The organism is Nocardioides sp. Iso805N, assembly GCF_000364605.1.
Lineage (GTDB): Bacteria > Actinomycetota > Actinomycetes > Propionibacteriales > Nocardioidaceae > Nocardioides.
In genome coordinates, this window is the sequence record NZ_KB822581.1 from 149,159 (window position 1) to 170,406 (window position 21,248).

A 21,248-nucleotide genomic window follows, 5' to 3' on the forward strand; every position below is an offset into this window, starting at 1 on the left:
TCCCCGCTAGCCTGTCGCCCATGCCCGATCTCCGCCTGCTCGGCCCTACCGAGGTCCGCGCGCTCGCCGCGGAGCTGGATCTGCGACCCACCAAGCAGCGTGGCCAGAACTTCGTCATCGACGCCAACACCGTGCGCCGCATCGTGCGGGAGTCAGGTGTCGGTGCCGACGACGTGGTGGTCGAGGTCGGGCCCGGGCTGGGCAGTCTGACCCTGGCGATCCTGGAGGCGGGCGCCGAGGTGACGGCGATCGAGATCGACCCGCTCCTGGCCGGCCGGCTGCCGCAGACGATCGGAGACTTCGCCCCGGCCGCCGTGGACCGGTTCCGGCTGGTGAACGAGGACGCCCTGCGCGTCTCCGGCGTACCGGGGCCGGAGCCGACCGCGCTGGTGGCCAACCTGCCCTACAACGTCTCGGTGCCGGTGCTGCTGCACCTGATGGCGCTGCTGCCGAGCCTGCGCAAGGGGCTGGTGATGGTGCAGGCCGAGGTCGCCGACCGGCTCGCGGCGCCCCCAGGGTCCAAGGTGTACGGCGTGCCCAGCGTCAAGGCGGCCTGGTACGCCGACGTCCGCCGTGCGGGTGCGATCGGGCGCAATGTCTTCTGGCCTGCCCCGAACGTCGACTCCGGCCTCGTCTACTGGGAGCACCGGCCGCCGCGCCCCACGACCGCGACCCGCCAGCAGGTCTTCGCCGTGATCGACGCGGCCTTCGCCCACCGGCGCAAGGCGCTGCGCGGCGCGCTGCGCGAGCTGGCCGGCTCGGCCGAGGCCGCGGAGGCCGCCCTGACCGGTGCCGGCATCGACCCGATGGTGCGCGGCGAGATGCTGACCGTCGACGACTTCATCGCGATCACGGAGCGGCTCCATGACCGGTGATCGAGCGCCGTCGAGATCGGTGACGGTGCGAGCCGCCGCCAAGATCAACCTGCACCTCGGCGTGGGAGTCGTGCGCTCCGACGGCTTCCACCCGCTCGCCACCGTCTACCAGGCCGTCGGCCTGTACGACGATGTCCTCGTGGCCGAGGCCGACGCCTGGCTGGTGACCGTGACGGGCGCGGACCACGTCGCCCTGGCCGAGGTCCCGCAGGACGACTCCAACATCGCCGTCCGCGCAGGTCGTACACTGGCCGCGCACCACGGCCTCGAGAAAGCGGCCCGGATCGAGATCCACAAGGGCATCCCGGTGGCCGGCGGGCTCGCCGGAGGCTCGGCCGATGCTGCCGCCACGCTGCTCGCGCTGGACCGGCTGTGGTCCCTGGAGACGAGCGATGCCGACCTGTTGCGGATCGCCGGGGAGCTGGGTTCCGACGTGCCCTTCGCACTGCTCGGGGGCGCTGCGACAGGGCACGGCCGCGGCGAGCTCGTCGAGCCGCTGCAGGACAACGGCGTCTGGTGGTGGGTGGTGGTCGGCAACGACACCGGCCTGTCCACCCCGGCGGTCTACCGGCACTTCGACGAGCTCACGCCCACCGAGCTGACGCCCACCGAGCCCACGCCCACCGAGCCTGTCGAGGTGCGTGACCCGACCATCCCCGAAGCACTCGTCGAGGCGTTGCGGACCGGCGACGTGGACCTGCTCGCCGCCAGCATCGGCAACGACCTGCAGGAGCCTGCCCTGGACCTGCGCCCCGACCTGCGGCGTACCTTCTCTGACGGCGCCGAGGCCGGCGCGCTGGCCACGCTGCTCTCCGGCTCCGGACCGACGGTGCTGCTGCTGTGCCGCGACGCCGTGCACGCCCGCGAGGTCGCCGGCGCGATGCGTGCGAGCGGGCACGAGCACTGCTGGCCGGTGCCCGCGCCGGTCGCCGGCGCCCACGTCGTCAGCTACGACTGACCGCGGGAACTGCGGCGTCTTGCCGCCCGCCTGAGACAATGGACCTGCGATGGCCAACCTCCTCAATCTCGAACACGTCTCCAAGTCCTACGGCGTTCGTCCGCTGCTCTCCGATGTCTCCCTCGGCATCGGTGCGGGCCAACGGATCGGGATCGTCGGCCGCAACGGCGATGGCAAGACCACCCTGCTGGAGGTGATGACCGGGATCGAAGAGCCCGACACCGGTCGGGTCTCCCGCACCCGGGGCCTCGAGATCGCCTACCTCCACCAGGGCGACCAGCTGGTCGACTCCCACACCGTCCGCGAGGCAGTGCTGCAAGGCCGCAGCGACCACGAGTGGGCGGCCGAGTCGCGCACCCGCGAGATCGTGGAGGTGCTGCTCGCCGGGATCAGCCTCGAGCGGGTCGTCGACGGACTCTCCGGCGGCGAGCGGCGGCGGTGTGCGCTGGCCCAGCTGTTGCTGGGCGAGCACGACCTCATCGTCCTCGACGAGCCGACCAACCACCTCGACGTCGAGGCGGTCGCCTGGCTCGCCGCGCACCTGGCCGCCCGGACCTCGGCTCTGGTCGTGGTGACCCACGACCGCTGGTTCCTCGACGAGGTCTGCCAGTACACCTGGGAGGTCCACGACGGCGAGGTGGACGCCTACGAGGGCGGGTACGCCGCGTTCGTGCTCGCCAAGGCGGAGCGGCAGCGGCAGGCGGCCTCCTCGGAGGTTCGCCGCCAGAACCTGGTCCGCAAGGAGCTCGCCTGGCTGCGCCGGGGCGCACCCGCGCGGACGTCCAAGCCGAAGTTCCGGATCGATGCCGCCAACCAGCTGATCGAGGACGTGCCGGCACCGCGCGACCGCTTCGAGCTGCAGCGCTTCGCCACCCAGCGGCTCGGCAAGGACGTGATCGATGTCGAGGACGTCGACCTGTTCCGCGGCGAGCGTCAGCTGCTCTCGCACGCCACCTGGCGGATCGGTCCGGGCGACCGGATCGGCATCGTCGGCGTGAACGGCGCCGGCAAGACCTCGGTGCTCTCGCTGCTCGACGGCTCGCTGCCGCCGGCGGTCGGCAAGGTCAAGCACGGCCGCACGATCGCGCTGCAGCACCTGACCCAGCAGCTCGACGACCTCGACCCGGAGGCGCGGGTGCTGCCCACGGTCGAGTCCATCAGGCGGGTGTCGAAGACGTTGGACGGCCAGGAGCTGTCGGCAACCTCGATGCTCGAGCGGTTCGGGTTCACCGGCGACAAGCTCGTTACCCGCATCGGTGACCTCTCCGGTGGCGAACGGCGCCGCTTCCAGCTGCTGCGGCTGCTGCTGACCGAGCCGAACGTGCTGCTGCTCGACGAGCCGACCAACGACCTCGACATCGAGACGCTGACCGTGCTGGAGGACTTCCTCGACGGCTGGCCCGGCACGCTCATCGTGGTCTCGCACGACCGCTACTTCCTGGAGCGGGTCACCGACTCGATCTGGGCGCTGCTCGGCGACGGGCAGATCTCGATGCTGCCCCGCGGGGTCGACGAGTACCTGGAGCGACGCCTCCCCGTTCCGTCGAAGGGTCAGGAATCGCCGGTCGAGGGGTCACTTTCTGCGGCCTCGGCCGCCGGCGCTCCGTCGAAGGCCAAGGCCGGCTCCGCCGAGGAGCGGGAGGCCCGCAAGACGCTGGCGCGGATCGACAAGCGACTGGAGCGGATCGCGGCTCGTGAGGCGGAGCTCAACGCGGCCATCGCGGAGCACGCCGCTGACTACGCCAAGCTGGCCGACCTCAGCGCCGAGCTCGACGTACTCGCGGGGGAGAAGGTCGACCTGGAGCTGGAGTGGCTGGAGGCCGCGGAGATCCTCGGCTGAACTCGACCGCGGAAGGTGACCTCTCGACGTGTAGAAGGTGACCTCTCGAGCGGCGGAAGGTGACCTCTCGAGTCCTCAGCTGAACTGGACGAGCAGCTGACGCAACAGGTCCGCGAGCTGGTGCTGCTCGCTCTCGGAGAGCTCGGTGAGGAACGTCGCCTCGGCTTCCAACAACGCCTCGAATGCGCCGTCGACGGCTTGCTTGCCCTCCGGCGTCAGCCGCACGAGTACGCCGCGGCGGTCCTCGGGGTCGGGGTTGCGCTCCACGAAGCCCCGCGCCGCGAGCCGGTCCACCCGGTTGGTCATGGTGCCGCTGGTCACCAGCGTCTCGCGCAGCAGGCGGCCCGGCGAGAGCTCGTAGGGCATGCCGGCGCGACGCAGCGCGGCGAGCACGTCGAACTCCCAGGACTCGATGCCGTGCCGGGTGAACGCATCGCGGCGGGCCAGGTCGAGGTGGCGGGAGAGCCTGCCGAGACGGGAGAAGACGGCGACGGGGGACAGGTCGAGGTCGGGCCGCTCGCGGGCCCACTCCTCGGAAAGGTCGTCGACCTCGTCCCTCATGGGGCCGACGCTAGCAGACGGTCGAGATTCTCGACATCGAGAGAACTGCCGACCGCTGTCGGTCAGGACGGGGGTTCGGCGAGAGCCGCAGCGGGTTACCTGGACGTCATGACCGTCGAAGCAGGGCCGCCGAAGAACCCCGTCGTCCTCAACCGGGTGCGCCGGGCCCAGGGTCAGCTCGGCGGCGTCCAGCGGATGATGGAGGAGGGTCGGAGCCTGAGCGAGGTCGTCTCCCAGCTCAAGGCCGTCACGCGCGCGCTCGACAAGGCCGCCTTCACGCTGCTGGTCGAGGAGTTGCGCCGCAAGACCGCCGAGGGCGCGCCGCCGGAGGAGATGGAGGAGCTGGAGCGGGTCTTCCTCGCGTTGGCCTAACAAAGTTACTGGCAAGTAGGATCTGCGGCATGTCGCAGTCGCAGCTCTACAAGCTCTGGAACACCACCTCTGCCATCCCGGTCGTCGGCAAGCGGGTCTTCTCCTTCGCGTTCAGCCGCAAGGCGCCGTACTTCGGCTCGATCCACCCGCGGGTCGCCGAGCTGCGGCCGAACTACGCCGAGGTGGTGGTGCCCGACCGGCGCAGCAACCACAACCACATCGGCACCGTGCACGCGATCGCGGTCTGCAACGGCTTCGAGATGGCGATGGGCGCGCTGGCCGAGGTGACGATCCCGCGGGACAAGCGCTGGATCCCGATGGGCATGGATGTGCGGTACACCGCCAAGTCGACCAGCGACATCGTCTGCACCGCCGAGACCGACCAGCGGCAGTGGGACGAGGCCGACGGCGAGCTGCAGGTGCGCGTCAAGGGGACCCGCGACGACGGTGTCGTCGTCGCCGAGGGCGTTATCAAGCTGTGGGTGACGCCGAAGAAGAAGTAGCCCGGCGGCCCCCGCCGACGGTCGGTACGCCGCCTCGCAGACGCGGGGCGGTGTCCGAATTTACTGAACAAATCCCATGAACTCGCCAATCTCGATTAATATGATCCGGATTGAGGGGGCAAGGGTGCTGTCCTCCGCAGGGTGCGATCCTCCCTGCCCTCTCTTCGTGCATGCGTCGGTTCGGGCCGCGCACGACCCGAGAGAAGGACGCCGATGGCAGCTGAGCCGACCCAGGCGCTCGCCGTCGTACCCGAGCCCGGGCGTGCGACGCCGCCGAACACCGTGCGGCCGCTGGCCGACCGCCTCGAGGGCGGCGTCGCTCCGGTACCGCGCCGGATCGTCGCCCGGCACTCGCGCCAGGACCGGGTGTTCCTGGAGGGCGTGCGCGCGGTCGGCCTCCTGGTCCTGGTGATCGTCGGCTCCATCGGCCTCTTCCTGGGGCTGCAGGCCAAGCCGACCCTGAGTCACTACGGCTGGCGCTTCTTCACCGAGTCACGCTGGCTGCCCAGTCAGGACATCATCGGGATCCGGGCGGTGCTCGTCGGCACCGTCGAGGTCGCGGCCTGCGCCCTGGTGATCGCCTTCCCGCTGGCGTTCTTCACCGCCCTGTTCATCACCGACTGGGCGCCCGCTCGGCTGCGGGCCGCCCTGATCCGCGCGGTCGACCTGATGGCGGCGGTGCCGAGCATCGTCTTCGGCCTGTGGGTGCTCTTCTACATCCAGCCGCACGCGGCCGAGATCGCACACTGGCTGAGCAAGTACTTCGGCTGGATCCCGATCTTCAAGGTGCACACCGACGTCGACTACCCGATCTGGAACCAGTCGCCCGGCTACGCGGCGTACGCCGGCAGCGCGTTCATCGCCTCGATCGCGGTGGCCGCGATGGTCTTCCCGATGGCGACCTCGGTGATGCGCGAGGTCTTCGGCGAGGCGCCGGCCGGGGAGAAGGAGGCGGCGCTCGCGCTGGGAGCGACCCGCTGGGCGATGGTCCGAACGGTCGTGATCCCGTTCGGCCGCAGTGGCGTCATCGGCGGCACCATGCTCGCGCTCGGTCGCGCCTTGGGCGAGACCATCAGCGTGCTGCTGATCATCAACCAGGCCTTCCAGGTCAAGGTCAACGTCCTCGAGTCGGGTACGTCGACGATCTCGGCGCTGATCGCGACCAACTACGCCGAGGCCACGCCGGCACAGCTGTCCGCGCTGCTGACCTGCGGGTTCGTGCTGTTCTGCATGACCCTGCTGGTCAACACCGTCGCCGCGCAGGTGGTCAAGCGCAGCCGCAGCGGACAGGGGACCGAGCTGTGAGCGCCCTGGAGACACCGCGCCCGACCCGAGCACGTCACCGCGACGACGTCATGACCCTGGTGGGTGCGGCGCTGGCGGCGCTGGCCACCACCTGGGTGCTCTACGGCCAGGTGCTGCCGTTCAGCGGGACGGTCGGCTTCGTGGTCGCGGCGTACGTCGTCTTCATGCTGTTCTACGCCGGACTCACCGCCCTGACCCGGCCGTGGGCGGTGGTGGTCGACCGGCTGATGACCACGATCGTGGTGGCGGCGCCGGCGATCGTCGGCCTGGCGCTGGCCGACATGATCCTCACCACGGTCCTCAAGGGGCTCGAGGTGCTGGTGCACCCGAACTTCTACACCCACGACATGTCCGGTGTCCGGCCGACGGACCCCTACGACATGGGCGGCATCCTGCACGCCATCGTCGGCACCCTGATCGAGGTCGCCATCTCGGTCTCGATCGCGCTGCCGCTCGGTGTCATCGCCGCGGTCTACATGTCCGAGGTCGGCGGCCGGGGCGCCCGGGTGGTGCGCACGGTCGTGGAGGCGATGACGGCGCTGCCCTCGATCGTGGCGGGCCTGTTCATCTACTCGGTGCTGATCATCCGGCTGCACATGCAGCCCTCCGGGCTGGCGGCGAGCCTCGCGCTGGCGGTGATGGGGCTCCCGATCATGGCCCGCGCCAGCGACGTCGTGCTCCGGGTGGTGCCGGGCGGCCTGCGCGAGGCGTCGTACGCGCTGGGGGCCGGGCGCTGGCAGACGGTCTGGCGGGTGGTGCTGCCGACCGCGCGGCCTGGACTGGCGACCGCGCTGATCCTCGGCATCGCCCGGATGGTGGGGGAGACCTCGCCCCTGCTGCTCACCTCGGGCGCCACCAATTTCATGAATACCAACCCGCTGCACAACCCGATGACCTCGCTGCCGCTCTACGTGTTCACCGCGGTCAAGTCCGGCGAGCCCACCTTCGAGACGCGAGGGTACGCCGCCGCGACGGTGCTGCTCTTCCTGGTCCTGATCCTGTTCCTGCTCGCCCGTTTCGTCGCCAAGCAAAGGTCCCCCCGATGAGCCGCCGCCTCCGTGCCCTCGCCGCCGTCCTCGCCGTCGCCGTGATCGGGCTGACTGCGACGACCGGTGCAGCGAGCACAGCCACCGCCGCCGACGCCCCGGTCAGCCACGCGCCGATCAAGGGCTCCGGCTCGAGCTGGGCGTCGAACGCCATCGCGCAGTGGCAGGCAGACGTGGCCACCAACGGCGGCCTGCACGTCGACTTCAACCCCAACGGCGCCGCGCTCGGGCGCTCGGACTTCGCGCACAACCTGACCGACTTCGGCGTCTCGGACATCGGCTACCAGGGCACCGACCCGAGCACGGGTCAGCAGGACAGCGCGCTGGGGCGCGGCTATGCGTACTTGCCGATCGCCGCCGGCGGCACCGCGCTGCCCTACCACGTCGAGGTCGCCGGCAAGCTGGTGCGCAACCTGCGGCTCTCGGGGCAGACCGTGGCCCAGATCTTCACTGGCAAGATCACCAACTGGAACAACGCGGCGATCACCAAGGACAACAACGGGCACGCGCTGCCGTCCATCCCGATCATCCCGGTGGTGCACTCCGAGGGTGCCGGCGTCACCTACGAGTTCACCCGCTACCTGGCCAAGGAGTTCCCTGCCCTGTGGGGTGCCTGCAACGGCGGCAAGAAGGTCGCGACCGAGTACTTCCCGGTCAACTGCGGCGGCAACGGCGGGATGAAGGCGTTCTCCGGCTCCGACGGAGTGATGAACTTCCTCACCAGCAGCGGCGCCAACGGCGCGATCGCCATCGAGGAGTACTCCTATCCGCTCGGCAAGAATTATCCCTCGGCCAAGCTGCTCAACTCAGCCGGCTACTTCACGCTGCCCACCCAGTACAACGTCGCCGTTGCACTGACCAAGGCGCAGATCAACATGAACCCGAACTCGACCGACTACCTCACCCAGAACCTGGACGACGTCTACACGAATCCGGATCCGCGGACCTACCCGCTCTCGTCGTACGTCTACGCGATCATCCCGACCTCGGCGAACGACGCCAAGACCAACACCACGGCCGCCCGGCAGACCGTCGGCGACTTCCTCTACTACTCGATCTGTGCTGGTCAGTCGGAGATCGGCCCGATCGGCTACTCGTCGCTGCCGGTCAACCTCGTGCAGGCGGGCTTCACCCAGATCGCGAAGCTCAAGACGGCTGACCCCAAGGTCGTGCTGACCGACCGCAACGTGAGCACCTGCCACAACCCCACCTTCATCGCCGGCCACCCCGACCAGAACTACCTCGCCAAGATCGCCCCGCAGCCGGTCGCGTGCGACAAGAGTGGCGCCGGGCCCTGCACGGGCACCGAGGGCACGGCCAACTCCAACCCGGTCGGCGGCAAGGCGCCGGCGAACAACTCCTCGACCAAGGGCACCACCGCCGCCACCGGTACGCCGGGGAGCACCGGCTCGGCGGCCGCCGCCGGCGGGTCGGTGGCCGCTCCACCCTCGACCGGGGCGGTCGCGGCCGGGGACGCGGACCTGGGCGGCGCCGCCCCTGCGGCCGACGGGACCACGTCGGACGGCACCGTCGTACCGACGACCCTCGCCGCCGACGACCACGCCGGTCCGTCGCGACCGCTGACGGCACTGGTCATCCTGCTCTTCGTGCTGGGCCTGGTGGCACCGCCGATCGTGGTGCGGCTGCTGCGGAGCGCCCGATGAGGCGGCGCTGGTCGGTCCTGGCCGCTGTGGGAGCGGTGCTCGTCGCCACCGCCCTGATCGGCTTCGCCCTGGTGCCGAGTGCACAGGCGAGTGACACCGCGACCTTCACCAAGACCGTCAACCGGGTCTTCTACAACGCCGACGGCACGACGACGCCGGCCGACCCGGATCACCCCGACGGCTATCACGTCAAGGTCACCGTCTCCGCGACACAGAACCTGCGCGGCAACCAGCCGATCACCGTCTCTTGGAGCGGCGCTCATCCGACGGGTGGGATCGTCAACGACCCCAACTATGGCTACGACGGCTCGGAGCAGGAGTATCCCTTCGTCCTGATGGAGTGCCGAGGGACGGCAACGACGGTCAGGCCGGAGACATGCTGGACGCAGACCTCAGCCGAGCGCGTCCAGACCGCGGGCACCGTCACCAGCGCACCGGTGTGGCGGGCCGACGGTGCAGCGAAGTCGGCGGATCGCGCGGCCCAGGTCGACCAGCCGCCGGGCAACCGGCCCGCCACGTGCACCGTGCAGAGATTCGAGCGCTGGTTGCCGCTGGTCGCCGCGAGCGGCACGACGTATTACGGCGGTGGGGTGGGCTGTTACGACCTGGCTCCCGAGGGATCCGACGAGCCGACAACGGGCGTGCCCGACAACACCACGTACGGCATCACCGGCACCGACGGCAAGGGCACGGCCCAGTTCGCGGTGTGGACCGCTGATGAGAACGCCACCCTGGGGTGCTCTTCGACGGTGGCCTGCTCGCTCGTGGCGATCCCGGTCACCGGGGTCGACTGCGACCCCGACTTCACGCAGGTACAGCCTGGCGATCCGATCATCCCGACCGCCGCTCAGCAGGCGCGCTATGCGAGCACGTGCGAGAAGGCCGACTCCTACCAGCCGGGTCAGCGCGCCGACGGCTCCGGTGCCAACTTCAACCTGGCGACGTCGGGACGGCTGTGGTGGTCAGCGTCGAACTGGGCCAACCGGATCGTGGTACCGCTCAACTTCGCCGTCTCCGGCAGTACCTGCTCGCTGGTGAACAACGATGCGCCGCTGCTTGCCTACGGCTCGATCCTGATGACCGACATCGCGGCGCAGTGGCAGCCGACGTTCTGCACAACCAGTGGCTACCGGCCGTTCCTGCACGTGCAGGCGACGGATACCCAGGCGCGGAGCCTGGTGAGCGGCGACAACCCCGCCATCAAGGTGGGGTTGAGCTCGTTGCCGCCGGACGACGGCTTCGGCGCGCCCGTCGCGCAGGCGCCGGTGGCGATGACGGGGTTCGCGATCGCCTACAACATCGACGGGGCCGACGGTCAGCCGATAACGGACCTGAGGCTCAACGCGCGACTCCTGGCGAAGCTGCTGACCGAGTCCTACAACGGTGATCTTCAGGGCCGTACGGCGTACCCGACGCTGGCGGGCAACCCGCGCACGATCTTCGCCGATCCGGAGTTCCATGCGCTGAATCCCGGCGTGGACACCAGCATCCCCGGCGTCGCGAATGCGGCGGCGGCCCTCATCTCCCTGTCCAGCGATTCCGACATGCTGACCGCCCTGAGCAGCTACATCGCAGCCGACCCGGACGCCCGCAAGTGGCTCGACGGCGTGCCGGACCCGTGGGGGATGGTGGTCAACCCGCACTACCAGCTCGACCTGCCGGCCGGCCAGGACGCGAGCGATCCGCACCTGAGCCTGCCGGTCACCTCGTGGCCGCTGCTCGACGACTTCGCCCTCGACGGGACCGGGAGCAACGCCTGCGTGAAGGGGGTGCCCTATCTCGCCCAGATCGCACATCCGCTCTCTCAGATCTCCACGATCGAGGAGGACATCGAGTTCGCGTTGTCGAACAGCCAGACCACGTGCCAGACGATCACTGATGCCAACGACCCGAGCCAGCTGGTGCCCAAGACGGAGGGGCAGCAGCCGGTCGGTCACCGCTTCGTCATCGGAGTCGTGCCGCTGACGGCAGTCGACCGCTACGGTCTCCGGCCGGCAGCGCTCGAGACCAGTTCGAACGTCGGTCCTCAGACCAAGTTCACCGATGCCGCGGGCAAGACGTTCGCCTCCCCGGACACCGCCGGGCTCAAAGCGGCCGTGAAGCTGCTCTCCCCGGACACCGACGCGGGCGCTTGGACATTCGACTACAACGAGATCGATAGCCAGACCGGCGCCTACCCCGGTCTGATGCCGATCTATGCGGACGTTCCGACGTCGGGCCTGAGCAGCGACGACGCCGCCAGGGTCGCGCAGCTGCTCACCTTCGCGGCGGGCCGCGGCCAGACGCCCGGCACCGCGAACGGGCAGTTGGCGCCCGGCGCGCTGCCGTTGACCGCGGGCAACGGCCTCGGCACCGAGGCGGCCTACACCCTGTGCGTCGCCCGCCAGGTGAAGGCCCAGACGGGCGTAGTGCCACCGCTGACCGGCACCTGTCCCGCCGTACCGACGAAGGCGAAGCCGACCAAGAGCGCGTCCGCCTCTTCGAGCAGTACGCCGTCGAGCGTCGCCTCGACGCCGCCCGCCGGCAGTACCGGTGCTGTCGTGGCGCCGCCGGTGCCCTCGGCCGCTGCCTCCGCTCCGGCCCCGACCGAGGTGGCGACCACCTCGGCGGCCGTGAAGACGGTGGGCGCCTACTCCGGGCTCGGCCGGTGGGGCCTGCCGATCACACTCATCGTCGGGCTCCTCCTCCTGGTCGCTGGGCTGGCCCTGCGGTGGGGAGCCGAGGCGTGGGCGGCGGCGAAGGTCGTCGGGCCTCGGACGGGACCGTGGCTGAGCAGCACCTGGGCACGCTACGGCCCGGCTCGCGGCAGGAGGCGCGGATGAGCGCCCCGACGACCGACGCGAGCCAGCTCGCCGAGCCAGCCCGGACGACCGTCCGGGTCGAGCCGGTCGACGTCACCCCGCTGCCGCGTCCTGACGGCACCCAGCTGCGGCTCGGCCTCTCGCACGTGCTCTTCACGCTGGTCGGCCTGATCGCTTGGCTGTTCCTCTACGTCTACGTGCTCAGCGGGTTCAGCCAGGGCCATGTCCAGCAGCAGCTCTACGGGCAGCTGCGCGAGCAGCTCGCGGAGGGCACGGCTCCCACCGGCGCGCCGATCGCCGCGGGTGCGCCGGTGGCGCTGCTCGACGTACCGGCGCTCGGGCTGCATCACGTGGTCGTCGTCGAGGGCACCCGCCCCGCTCAGCTGCAGGACGGCCCGGGCCACAAGCTCGGTGGCGTCCTACCGGGGCAGGCGGGGGTCAGCACGCTGATGGGGCGTGCCGTCTCCCACGGCGCACCCTTCCGGCACCTGGGCTCGCTGAAGCCGGGCGCCGCCATCACCGTGACGACAGCTGAGGGCACCTTCGCCTACCGCGTCGACGACGTACGCACCAAGGGCGACCCGGTCCCGGCCGCTCCGGCGGCGGGCGTGGGCCGGCTGGTCCTGGTCTCCGCCGACAGCTCCGGCTGGCTGGCCCACCCCCAGACCGTGTACGTCGACGCGAGCCTGCAGGGTGCCGCCCAGCCGGCGAGTGACGTCTCCGCGTCCGACCCCGGCGGTGCGGCGATGGCCCGGGACACCAGCGCCGGCACGCTCGCCATCCTGGCGATCGCGCTCGAGCTGCTGGTCGGGGCGCTGGTCGCGTTCACCTGGGCGCGTCATCGCTGGTCCCGGTTGGGCGCCTGGATCGCCGGCGTGCCGGTGCTTCTCGCCGCGCTCTGGCTGGTCTCGATCGTGGCGTCGCGGCTGCTGCCCAACCTGATCTGAGGCGCTGAAACCGGCTCCGGCGCACCAATAGTCGTGAAAATGGACAAAGTCGCCTAAATCAATCATCAATAAGTTAGTGTTCGGGCCGTGGCCTCGCGCCACCTCGTTCCTCCGTCCTCGATCCTGGGGCCGGTCGTTGCTCCAGAAAGGCACATCCATGTCGAAGCGGCATGTGGCAGTCGGCGCCTCCCTGCTCGGGCTCGTGGCTGCTGGCGCCCTCTCCTTCGGGCAGGGCTCGGCAACGGCCGACATCGCCCCTCAGGCACAGGACGTCGTGGGCGTCGGGTCGGACGTGATCCAGAACTCGGTCGACTTCCTCGCCGACGGCTCACCGACCGGTCTGCCGGGCTTCAACTCGGCCGGCAACGTCAATCGGCTCTTCAACTTTGATGCCTCGGCCGACGCGAACGGCCGCAACGCCTTCACCGATCCGGGCCTGGGCGCCTCGGCTGCACTGAACCCCTCGGTCGTGCTGCGTGCGGGCACCTCGCCTGTGCTGCGGCCCAACGGCGGCGGCGCCGGCATCACCGCGCTGGAAAAGGACACCGCCGGCGCGATCGACTTCGCCCGTAGCCCCAACCTTCCGAAGGCGGCCGACCAGACGGCTGCCACCAACGCCCTCAGCACGAAGCTGTACACGATCCAGTTCGCGGACGACAAGCAGTACATCGCCACGGCGTCGACGACGAACGCTCCGACCGCAGGCCTCAACCCGGTGCAGCTGGCCGGGATCTACTGCTCGAACGCGGCGAACAACTACACCACCTGGGACCAGGTGGGCGGGACCGGTTCCGGCACCATCGTCGCCGAGCGGCCGCAGGACAGTGCCGGCGTGCTCAAGCAGTTCCAGGCCGTCCTCCAGACCGGCAACGGCGGCACCGCCTGCACCTGGAAGACGAGCGTCAAGGCCGTCCAGCAGAACGATCCGAGCACCGTGGCGGGCAACCCCGACGCGATCGTGCCTTTCCCGCAGAGCCGCTACAAGCTGCTCCAGCAGAACTACTTCCCCGACCCGGCCAACGCCGCCTACACCGGTAGCACCGCGAACGGCTCCAACGGGAAGACGACCACGCCGCTCAGCGCCGCCGGCATCACGCTCCAGGTGCCGGGTGCCAACGGTGTCGACGCCGGGGCCTACGTCGCGGACCTGCCCTTCTACCTGATCTTCCGCGAGTCGGCGATCGACTCCACCAAGGCATGGCAGCCGGGCAGCACGCTGAACTGGGTCAAGACGCTGTTCTACAACCCTGACTACGACCCGAGCGACGCCGCCGGTGCGCCGGCCCCGTGGATCGTCAGCGCCGCCGGCCAGCAGCTGCTCACCAGCCTGGGCCTGACGCCGTACTACCCGGGCGTCACCGCGAATGCCCTCAGCGCCACCCAGCCGGGCGAGGCGACCAAGGGCTGATCGGTCGACCCCGGGGGCACCCCGATCGACCTTGACGAACCGAGCCCGCGACGACAGACGAGAGGAGGAGACGATGACGATGACCGATGAGAAGATCGACCAGCCCCGACGGGCCACGCGGACGGGACACCGCGGCCCGCTGGTGACGGCGCGCCGAGGGCTGGTGGCGGGTGTGGTCATCGTCGTCCTTCTCGCCGTCGCCGGTTGGGCGGTCGCCCGTCACCACGGCGCGGTCGGGGCGGCGCCGTATAGGGATCCGGCGGCCGTCGGGGCGCTCACCCTGTGTCACAACGGCTCGGCCGTGACCTCAGGCAGCACCACCGACCGGCCGTTCGTGACGACGGTGGTGAGCAGCCAGGCCGCCACCGGCGGCTTGGCCACCGGCACCACCGCGACGCTCTACGCCTATCAGCCCCGCCAAGGAGTCGGTCCGGAGTCGTGGAGCGGGCTCCAGCTCGGCGCCGCGTCGAGCGTCACCGACGTCAAGGCGCCGGGCGCGATGCTCACCGGTACAGACACCACCTTGGCGCAGTTCGTGAACGCCTATCCCGCGCAGGATGGCGGCTGGGTCCAGCTGCGGGTCGTCCTGGGCGCTCCGGGTCAGGCGCCGCAGACGTCGTCGTACGCCGCGCTCGACCTCCACATCCACGGCTCCACCTGGACCGCCGCCGACCCCGGCACCGCCACCTGCCCGAGCTCCTGATCGCCAGCGATCCCACCGACACTGCAGTTTTGAGAGGACAACCATGAACAAGCGGGCCATCCGCGCCGGAGCGGTCACCGCCGTCGGCGCCGCCGCGCTCGTCGGCGCCGGGATCGTCGTCGTCTCGGCCTCGGGCGACACCACCGCGGCCCCCGACGCCAACCGGGTCGGCGCCATCAAGCTCCAGGTCGCCGGGAACACCGTCACGTCCGGTCACCTCACCGACGCGATCACCGCTGTCGGCGCCGCGAACGATGCCCTGACCGGCGCCAAGGCCGCCGTCTTCGGTTACGTCCACGCGGGCTACGCGTACGCCGGACCCACCACCTCGGCCGACCTGTCTGCCTACCAGCCGACGGCGGAAGGCACCTGGACCGGCGCCCAGCTCACCGCCGCGGTGGACAACGACGGCCTGAGCGTCCCGCTCGGCTCCAGCGTCACGCTGCAGCAGTTCCTGAGCGGCTACACGCCAGCCAGCGGCGGTCTGGTCGAGCTGCGGCTCAAGACGATCAGTCCCGGGTCGGCGATCTCGGCCGCCTACGACGCCGTCGACATCTACGTCGACACCGCCGCCGGCACGTGGAGCACCACCAGCACCGGTACGACGTCGCCGACCTCGCCCACAGGTGCACCTTCCACCACGGCCCCGAGCTCGCCGAGCACCACCGGCTCCTCGACCCCGACCAAGTCCGCGACCACCCCGCCGGTGGTGAAGAAGGTCGCCGCGACGGTGACCCTCAAGGTCGCGAAGAAGGTCAAGCGCACCAAGAAGGTGCCGGTGACGGTGAGCGTCAAGGCGAGCAAGACGCCCACCGGCACGGTGACGATCTTCGACGGCAACAAGAAGCTCGCCAGCGCGACGCTCAAGGCTGGCAAGGCCTCGGTCAAGCTGAAGAAGCTCAAGAAGGGCAAGCACAAGATCAAGGCGACCTACGCCGGCTCGACCACCGTCACGGCCGCGAGCAGCAAGACCATCACCGTCACCTCCAAGTGACGGTGCCCCAGACCGGCCGGCTGGTGGCGCAGCACCCGCGCCGCCAGCCGGCCATCCTCCCAGCACCGGAGACGACATGACCACACTCGTCGACGAGCAGGCCGCGACCGTCGCCGTACCGACGACGACCGGCACGGAGACGCGGCCGTCTGCGACCTCCGCGCTGAGCGCCGAGAACGTCTCGGCGTGGTTCGGCCGGCGCAAGGTGCTCGACCGGGTCTCCCTGGAGATGCCGGCCGGCCAGGTGACGGCGCTGATCGGGCCGTCGGGATGCGGCAAGTCGACCTTCCTCCGGATCCTCAACCGGATGCACGAGCTGGTGCCGTCGGCGTCGCTGGCGGGGGAGGTCCGGCTCGACGGCGAGGACATCTACGACCCGCACCGTCAGGTCATCGAGGCGCGCAAGGCGATCGGGATGGTCTTCCAGAAGCCCAACCCGTTCCCGGCGATGTCGATCCGGGACAACGTGTTGGCCGGGCTCTCGCTGACCGGTACGAAGGTGCAGCGGTCCACGCGCGGGCAGCTGGTGGAGGAATCGCTGAGTCGGGCCGGCCTGTGGAACGAGGTCAAGGACCGGCTGGACCAGCCAGGTGGCGCACTGTCGGGAGGTCAGCAGCAGCGGCTGTGCATCGCCCGCTCGCTCGCGGTCCGGCCTCAGGTGCTGCTGATGGACGAGCCCTGCTCCGCGCTGGACCCGACCTCGACGCGCGTGGTCGAGGAGACCATCAAGGAGATCGGCCACCAGGTGACGGTCGTGATCGTCACCCACAACATGCAGCAGGCCCGCCGGGTCTCGGACCGGTGCGCTTTCTTCCTGGCCGAGCACGGCCAACCCGGCGTGATCATCGAGCACGGCGAGACCGAGGCGATGTTCGAGGCGCCGCACGACCAGCGCACCTCGGACTACGTGCACGGCCACTTCGGCTGAGCAGGCCGAGCCGCCTGTCAGACTCGACCCATGCCGAGCTGGGACCCACAGCACTATCTCGCCTATGCCGATGAGCGCGGCCGTCCGTTCATCGACCTGCTCGCCCGGGTCGGCGCCACCGCGCCGCGCCGCGTCGTCGACCTCGGCTGCGGCCCCGGCAACATGACCCGACTCCTGGCCGAGCGCTGGCCGGCGGCCGAGGTGATCGGCGTGGACAGCTCGTCCGACATGATCGAGCGCGCGCGCACCGATCAGCCGGACCTGTCGTGGGTCCAGGCCGACGTGCGGGAGTGGCGCGAGCCTGCCGACGTACTGATCTCCAACGCGATGCTGCAGTGGGTGCCCGACCACCTCGACCTGCTGCCGGCGATCGCCGCACTGGCGACCGAGTGGCTGGCCTTCCAGGTGCCGGCCAACTTCGGCGAGCCCTCGCACACGATCCCGATCGAGCTCGCCGCCTCGGGGGAGTACGCCGAGCACACCGCCTCGGTCGAGCTGCCGGGATCGCACGCCGCGCTCGACTACCTCGACGTGCTGCGCGCCGACTTCGAGGTCGATGCCTGGACGACGACGTACCTGCACGTGCTCCGGGGTGCCGACGCGGTCTTCGACTGGGTCAGCGGGACCGGGATGCGGCCGATCCTGCAGGCGCTGCCCGCTGAGCTGCGTGAGCGCTTCGTGACCGAGGTCAAGGCGCGGCTGCGGGTCGCCTACCCGGCGAGCGACGGCGTGGTGGTGATGCCGTTCCAGCGGGTCTTCGTGGTGGGCCGCCGGCGCTAGCGGCTCAGCGGTCGGCCGGGCGCCTGCGAAGGGCCAGGGCGACGATCGCCGCCGATGCCGCGCCGAGCGCGATGCCGCTCAGTGTTGCCCGCGGCAACGGTCCGTCGGTGCGGTAGCCGGCGACCGCACGGCTGGCCTGGGCGGAGAGCACCGAGCCCTCGCTCTGGTGGGAGAGCAGCGAGCCACCGGACTGGTTCGAGCCCCACGAGGCCACCGACATCGATGATCCGAGCGAGAACGTCGAGGCGAACGACCCCACGCTGCCCAGCGAGGCGAAGGATCCCACGCTCGCGATCGAGAGCACCGAGCCGTGGGACCACAGGGAGAGGACCGAGTCGGTGGAGCCGATCGACCAGCGGGACCGGGTGCGGGACCTGGCGTTGGACCTGCTGCGGGGCATGGCTCCAGCCTCGCAGATTCCGGCGCCGCCCGCGCTCCGCCGTACGCTCTTTCCGTTATGGCTCGCACGTATGAGGTCCGCACCTACGGGTGCCAGATGAACGTCCACGACTCCGAGCGCCTCTCCGGGCTGCTGGAGGACGCGGGCTACCTGGCCGCACCCGATGGGCAGCAGGCGGACGTGGTCGTGTTCAACACCTGCGCGGTGCGCGAGAACGCCGACAACAAGCTCTACGGCAACCTGGGCCACCTCGCCTCGGTCAAGCGCGAGCACCCGGGCATGCAGATCGCCGTCGGCGGCTGCATGGCCCAGAAGGACCGCAGCACCGTGGTCGAGCGGGCACCGTGGGTAGACGTCGTCTTCGGCACCCACAACATCGGCTCGCTGCCGGTGCTGCTGGAGCGTGCGCGGGTCCAGGAGGAGGCTCAGGTGGAGATCCTCGAGTCGCTCGAGGTCTTCCCCTCCACGCTGCCCACCCGCCGCGAGTCGCCGTACGCCGCGTGGGTCTCGGTCAGCGTCGGCTGCAACAACACCTGCACCTTCTGCATCGTCCCCTCCCTGCGTGGCAAGGAGAAGGACCGCCGTCCCGGCGAGATCCTGGCCGAGATCGAGGCGCTGGTCGCCGAGGGCGTCTCGGAGGTCACCCTGCTCGGCCAGAACGTGAACGCGTACGGCGTCGAGTTCGGCGATCGCCAGGCGTTCTCCAAGCTGCTGCGCGCGTGCGGTGCGATCGAGGGCCTGGAGCGGGTGCGCTTCACCTCGCCGCACCCGGCCGAGTTCACCGACGACGTGATCGAGGCGATGGCCGAGACCGCCAACGTGATGCCCTCGCTGCACATGCCGCTGCAGTCCGGCTCCGACCGGATCCTGCGCTCGATGCGCCGCTCCTACCGCCGGGAGAAGTACCTGGGGATCATCGACCGGGTCCGCGCAGCCATCCCGCACGCCGCGATCACCACCGACATCATCGTCGGTTTCCCGGGCGAGACCGAGGACGACTTCCAGGCGACCATGGAGGTCGTCCGCCAGGCCCGCTTCTCCAGTGCCTTCACCTTCCAGTACTCCCCGCGCCCCGGCACGCCGGCGGCGACGATGGCGGACCAGATCGCGCCCGACGTGGTCAAGGACCGCTACCAGCGGCTGGTGGACCTGGTGAACGACCTGGCCTGGGAGGAGAACAAGACCCAGGTCGGCCGCACCGTCGAGCTGATGGTTGCCGAGGGCGAGGGCCGCAAGGACGGTGAGACCCGGCGGATGTCGGGTCGCGCACCGGACAACCGGCTGGTCCACTTCGCGGCCACCGATGCCCGTCCGGGCGACATGGTGACAGCGGAGGTCACCTACGCGGCGCCGCACCACCTGGTCGCTGACCGGGTCGTGTCGGTGCGGCGTACCCGTTCGGGCGACGCCTGGGAGGCGCGGCAGGGCCGTGCCGAGGAGACGCGCACCGTGGGCCTCGGGCTGCCGACCATCGGCGTCCCGGCGCCGCTCCCGGCCGCCCCTGCCTGCAGCTGATCCGGCGCCGCCGCGTCCGTACGCCGCCCCGCGCGGAGCTGTCCGCCCTTCGGCCCGTCGAGGCCGGACTTCGGCCTCCGGTGATAAAAAGTCCCAGTGAGTGAGGACGGAATGCCTGGGCGGCTGCTCGCCACGTTGGCGCTGCTGTGCGCGACGGCACCGATCTCCACCGACCTCTACCTGGCGTCGTTCCCGGAGATGACGCATGGGCTGCACACCGACGCCTCGATGGTGCAGCTGACCCTGACCGCCTTCCTGGTCGGCATCGGTGCCGGCCAGGTGCTCTGGGGCCCGGTCACCGATCACTTCGGGCGCTACCGGCCGATGATCGTCGGGGCGGTGGTCGCTCTGGTCGCCTCCGTGGCGGCGATGCTGGCGCCCGACGTCGGCGTGCTCATCGCCGCCCGGCTGATCCAGGCGTTCGCGGGCGGTGCGTGCGTCACCGCAGCCAGCGCGTCGGTAGCCGACCGGCTGAGCGGGTTCCCGCTGGCACGCACGGTCACCATGCTCGGCACGATCATCGGTGTGGCCCCGATCGTGGCGCCGGTCGCCGGCGGTGTGCTCGCTTCGACCATTCCGTGGCGCGGCATCCTGGCCGTCATCTGCGGCTTCACCCTGCTGCAGGTGGTGGTGATCCTGCTGGTGATCCGGGAGTCGTTGCCCGCCGATCGCCGCTCCGCGCGGATCCGCTACGGCCACCTCGGCACGCTGGTGCGCCGCCCCGCCTACATCGGGCACGCCGCCACCCAGGTCCTCGGCTTCGCCACCCTGATGACCTACGTGTCGTCCTCATCGTTCGTCTTCGAGCGCTACCTGGGCTTCTCCAGCTCGCGCTACGGGCTCTGCTTCGCGCTGAACTCCGTCGGCCTGATCGCGGCCAACTTCGTCTCCTCGCGGCTCGCGCGGCACCACGTCCACCCCGCCCGCACGGTCTCCCGCGCGCTGCCGGTCGCGGTCGTCGCCGTCCTGGTGCTGCTGATCGTCGTGCTCTCGCCGCTGCCCCGCACCCTGATGCTGGTCCCACTCTTCGTCGCGATCGCGGCGCTCGGCTTCGTCAGCGGCAACTCAGGCGCGCTCGCGGTGCAGCAGAGCCGCGACGTGGCGGGATCGGGCAGCGGCCTCGGGGGTGGCCTCATGTTCCTGGTCGCGGGCCTCGTCTCGCCGCTGGGCGGGATCGCCGGCGAGGACACCGCGGTGCCGCTGGCGGTGGTGATGACCTGCACCATCCTCGCCGCGAGTGCCGCCTTCGTCGCCGTACGTCGCTACGTCGCGCGCCACCCCGACCTGGAGCATGCCTTCCGGGTGGAGCGTCCGCAGCCGACGGCCGCCGCGGCGGGTGCCTCGCCCGCGCCGGCCGCGCGCAACCCTGCCCCCTAGCCGGCCAGCACCCACGCCGGCAGACGACACGGCGGGCCGCCCCTGCCGGAGCGACCCGCCGCATGGTGGCAAAGCGCCTCGGACCTAGTCGTCCAGGTCCAGCGCGTCCTTCGCCTTCTCCACGCCACCGGCGATCTTGTCGGTGTACTTGCCGTCGGTCTTGTCGTCGGCGAACTCGCCGGCCTTGTCCAGCGCGCCGGAGACCTGGTCCGCGTGGTCCTCGACCACGTCTTTGGCCTTGTCGAGTGCGTCATCGAGAAATCCCATGTGT

At 70.5% G+C, this 21,248-nt stretch carries 20 protein-coding genes; 17 read left to right on the plus strand and 3 right to left on the minus strand.

The annotated features are described in order from the left end of the window. Nucleotides 1-20 precede the first annotated feature (20 nt). The 3 genes from rsmA to H036_RS0115995 are packed head-to-tail and all read left to right on the plus strand — an operon-like array spanning nucleotide 21 to nucleotide 3,673. Complete coding sequence (rsmA, locus tag H036_RS0115985) at nucleotides 21-875, plus strand: 16S rRNA (adenine(1518)-N(6)/adenine(1519)-N(6))-dimethyltransferase RsmA (protein ID WP_017935810.1); 855 nt, start codon at nucleotides 21-23, stop codon at nucleotides 873-875. Then, nucleotides 865-1,833 carry a 4-(cytidine 5'-diphospho)-2-C-methyl-D-erythritol kinase gene (locus tag H036_RS0115990; RefSeq protein ID WP_017935811.1) on the plus strand — a complete coding sequence of 323 codons (969 nt, stop codon included), beginning with the start codon at nucleotides 865-867 and terminating at the stop codon, nucleotides 1,831-1,833. Before rsmA ends, H036_RS0115990 begins: the two co-directional genes overlap by 11 nt. A gap of 49 nt (nucleotides 1,834-1,882) precedes the next feature. Beyond that, nucleotides 1,883-3,673, plus strand: coding sequence for an ABC-F family ATP-binding cassette domain-containing protein (locus tag H036_RS0115995; protein WP_017935812.1), 1,791 nt, complete (start codon nucleotides 1,883-1,885; stop codon nucleotides 3,671-3,673). Nucleotides 3,674-3,748: 75 nt separating this feature from the next. Here the strand turns inward: H036_RS0115995 and H036_RS0116000 are convergent, their stop codons facing one another. After that, complete coding sequence (locus H036_RS0116000; protein WP_017935813.1) at nucleotides 3,749-4,234, minus strand: MarR family winged helix-turn-helix transcriptional regulator; 486 nt, start codon at nucleotides 4,232-4,234, stop codon at nucleotides 3,749-3,751. 108 nt (nucleotides 4,235-4,342) lie between these two features. Between H036_RS0116000 and H036_RS0116005 the strand changes: the two genes are divergently transcribed. From H036_RS0116005 to H036_RS0116060, 12 genes are all read left to right on the plus strand, one after another. Next, nucleotides 4,343-4,606, plus strand: a complete 264-nt coding sequence (locus tag H036_RS0116005; protein WP_017935814.1) for a metal-sensitive transcriptional regulator — start codon at nucleotides 4,343-4,345, stop codon at nucleotides 4,604-4,606. A 29-nt stretch (nucleotides 4,607-4,635) separates the two neighbouring features. Further along, on the plus strand, nucleotides 4,636-5,109 hold the full coding sequence (locus tag H036_RS0116010; protein WP_017935815.1) for a hotdog fold domain-containing protein: 474 nt from the start codon (nucleotides 4,636-4,638) through the stop codon (nucleotides 5,107-5,109). A gap of 213 nt (nucleotides 5,110-5,322) precedes the next feature. Next, entirely contained in the window at nucleotides 5,323-6,414 is a 1,092-nt protein-coding gene (gene pstC, locus H036_RS0116015) for a phosphate ABC transporter permease subunit PstC (RefSeq protein WP_017935816.1), read from the plus strand. Next, nucleotides 6,411-7,460, plus strand: a complete 1,050-nt coding sequence (gene pstA, locus H036_RS23165) for a phosphate ABC transporter permease PstA (protein WP_157417468.1) — start codon at nucleotides 6,411-6,413, stop codon at nucleotides 7,458-7,460. Before pstC ends, pstA begins: the two co-directional genes overlap by 4 nt. Continuing rightward, nucleotides 7,457-9,124, plus strand: a complete 1,668-nt coding sequence (locus H036_RS0116025) for a substrate-binding domain-containing protein (RefSeq protein WP_017935818.1) — start codon at nucleotides 7,457-7,459, stop codon at nucleotides 9,122-9,124. Before pstA ends, H036_RS0116025 begins: the two co-directional genes overlap by 4 nt. Then, nucleotides 9,121-11,946 (plus strand): hypothetical protein, encoded by a 2,826-nt coding sequence (locus H036_RS0116030; RefSeq protein ID WP_020485881.1) that lies wholly within the window; start codon nucleotides 9,121-9,123, stop codon nucleotides 11,944-11,946. The genes H036_RS0116025 and H036_RS0116030 overlap by 4 nt, the downstream gene beginning before the upstream one ends. Then, nucleotides 11,943-12,872, plus strand: coding sequence for a sortase domain-containing protein (locus H036_RS0116035; RefSeq protein WP_157417470.1), 930 nt, complete (start codon nucleotides 11,943-11,945; stop codon nucleotides 12,870-12,872). The genes H036_RS0116030 and H036_RS0116035 overlap by 4 nt, the downstream gene beginning before the upstream one ends. 157 nt (nucleotides 12,873-13,029) lie before the next feature. Then, the gene (locus H036_RS0116040; RefSeq protein WP_157417472.1) at nucleotides 13,030-14,280 is read left to right on the plus strand and encodes a hypothetical protein; all 1,251 of its coding nucleotides are present in this window, start codon (nucleotides 13,030-13,032) and stop codon (nucleotides 14,278-14,280) included. Between the two features lie 73 nt (nucleotides 14,281-14,353). Then, nucleotides 14,354-14,983 (plus strand): hypothetical protein, encoded by a 630-nt coding sequence (locus tag H036_RS25445; RefSeq protein ID WP_017935821.1) that lies wholly within the window; start codon nucleotides 14,354-14,356, stop codon nucleotides 14,981-14,983. 43 nt (nucleotides 14,984-15,026) lie between these two features. Then, the gene (locus H036_RS0116050; protein ID WP_017935822.1) at nucleotides 15,027-15,977 is read left to right on the plus strand and encodes an Ig-like domain repeat protein; all 951 of its coding nucleotides are present in this window, start codon (nucleotides 15,027-15,029) and stop codon (nucleotides 15,975-15,977) included. 76 nt (nucleotides 15,978-16,053) lie between these two features. Continuing rightward, complete coding sequence (locus H036_RS0116055; RefSeq protein WP_017935823.1) at nucleotides 16,054-16,905, plus strand: phosphate ABC transporter ATP-binding protein; 852 nt, start codon at nucleotides 16,054-16,056, stop codon at nucleotides 16,903-16,905. 30 nt (nucleotides 16,906-16,935) lie between these two features. Continuing rightward, nucleotides 16,936-17,685, plus strand: a complete 750-nt coding sequence (locus tag H036_RS0116060) for a methyltransferase domain-containing protein (RefSeq protein ID WP_017935824.1) — start codon at nucleotides 16,936-16,938, stop codon at nucleotides 17,683-17,685. 4 nt (nucleotides 17,686-17,689) lie between these two features. Here H036_RS0116060 and H036_RS0116065 read toward each other — a convergent pair whose 3' ends face one another. Further along, on the minus strand, nucleotides 17,690-18,085 hold the full coding sequence (locus H036_RS0116065) for a hypothetical protein (protein WP_017935825.1): 396 nt from the start codon (nucleotides 18,083-18,085) through the stop codon (nucleotides 17,690-17,692). A gap of 57 nt (nucleotides 18,086-18,142) precedes the next feature. Here H036_RS0116065 and miaB point away from each other — a divergent pair, with 57 nt between their 5' ends. Further along, nucleotides 18,143-19,600 (plus strand): tRNA (N6-isopentenyl adenosine(37)-C2)-methylthiotransferase MiaB, encoded by a 1,458-nt coding sequence (miaB, locus tag H036_RS0116070; RefSeq protein ID WP_017935826.1) that lies wholly within the window; start codon nucleotides 18,143-18,145, stop codon nucleotides 19,598-19,600. 96 nt (nucleotides 19,601-19,696) lie between these two features. Then, complete coding sequence (locus H036_RS23170; RefSeq protein WP_232421889.1) at nucleotides 19,697-20,977, plus strand: Bcr/CflA family efflux MFS transporter; 1,281 nt, start codon at nucleotides 19,697-19,699, stop codon at nucleotides 20,975-20,977. An 84-nt stretch (nucleotides 20,978-21,061) separates the two neighbouring features. Here the strand turns inward: H036_RS23170 and H036_RS0116080 are convergent, their stop codons facing one another. Beyond that, the gene (locus H036_RS0116080) at nucleotides 21,062-21,244 is read right to left on the minus strand and encodes an antitoxin (RefSeq protein WP_017935828.1); all 183 of its coding nucleotides are present in this window, start codon (nucleotides 21,242-21,244) and stop codon (nucleotides 21,062-21,064) included. Nucleotides 21,245-21,248 lie beyond the last annotated feature (4 nt).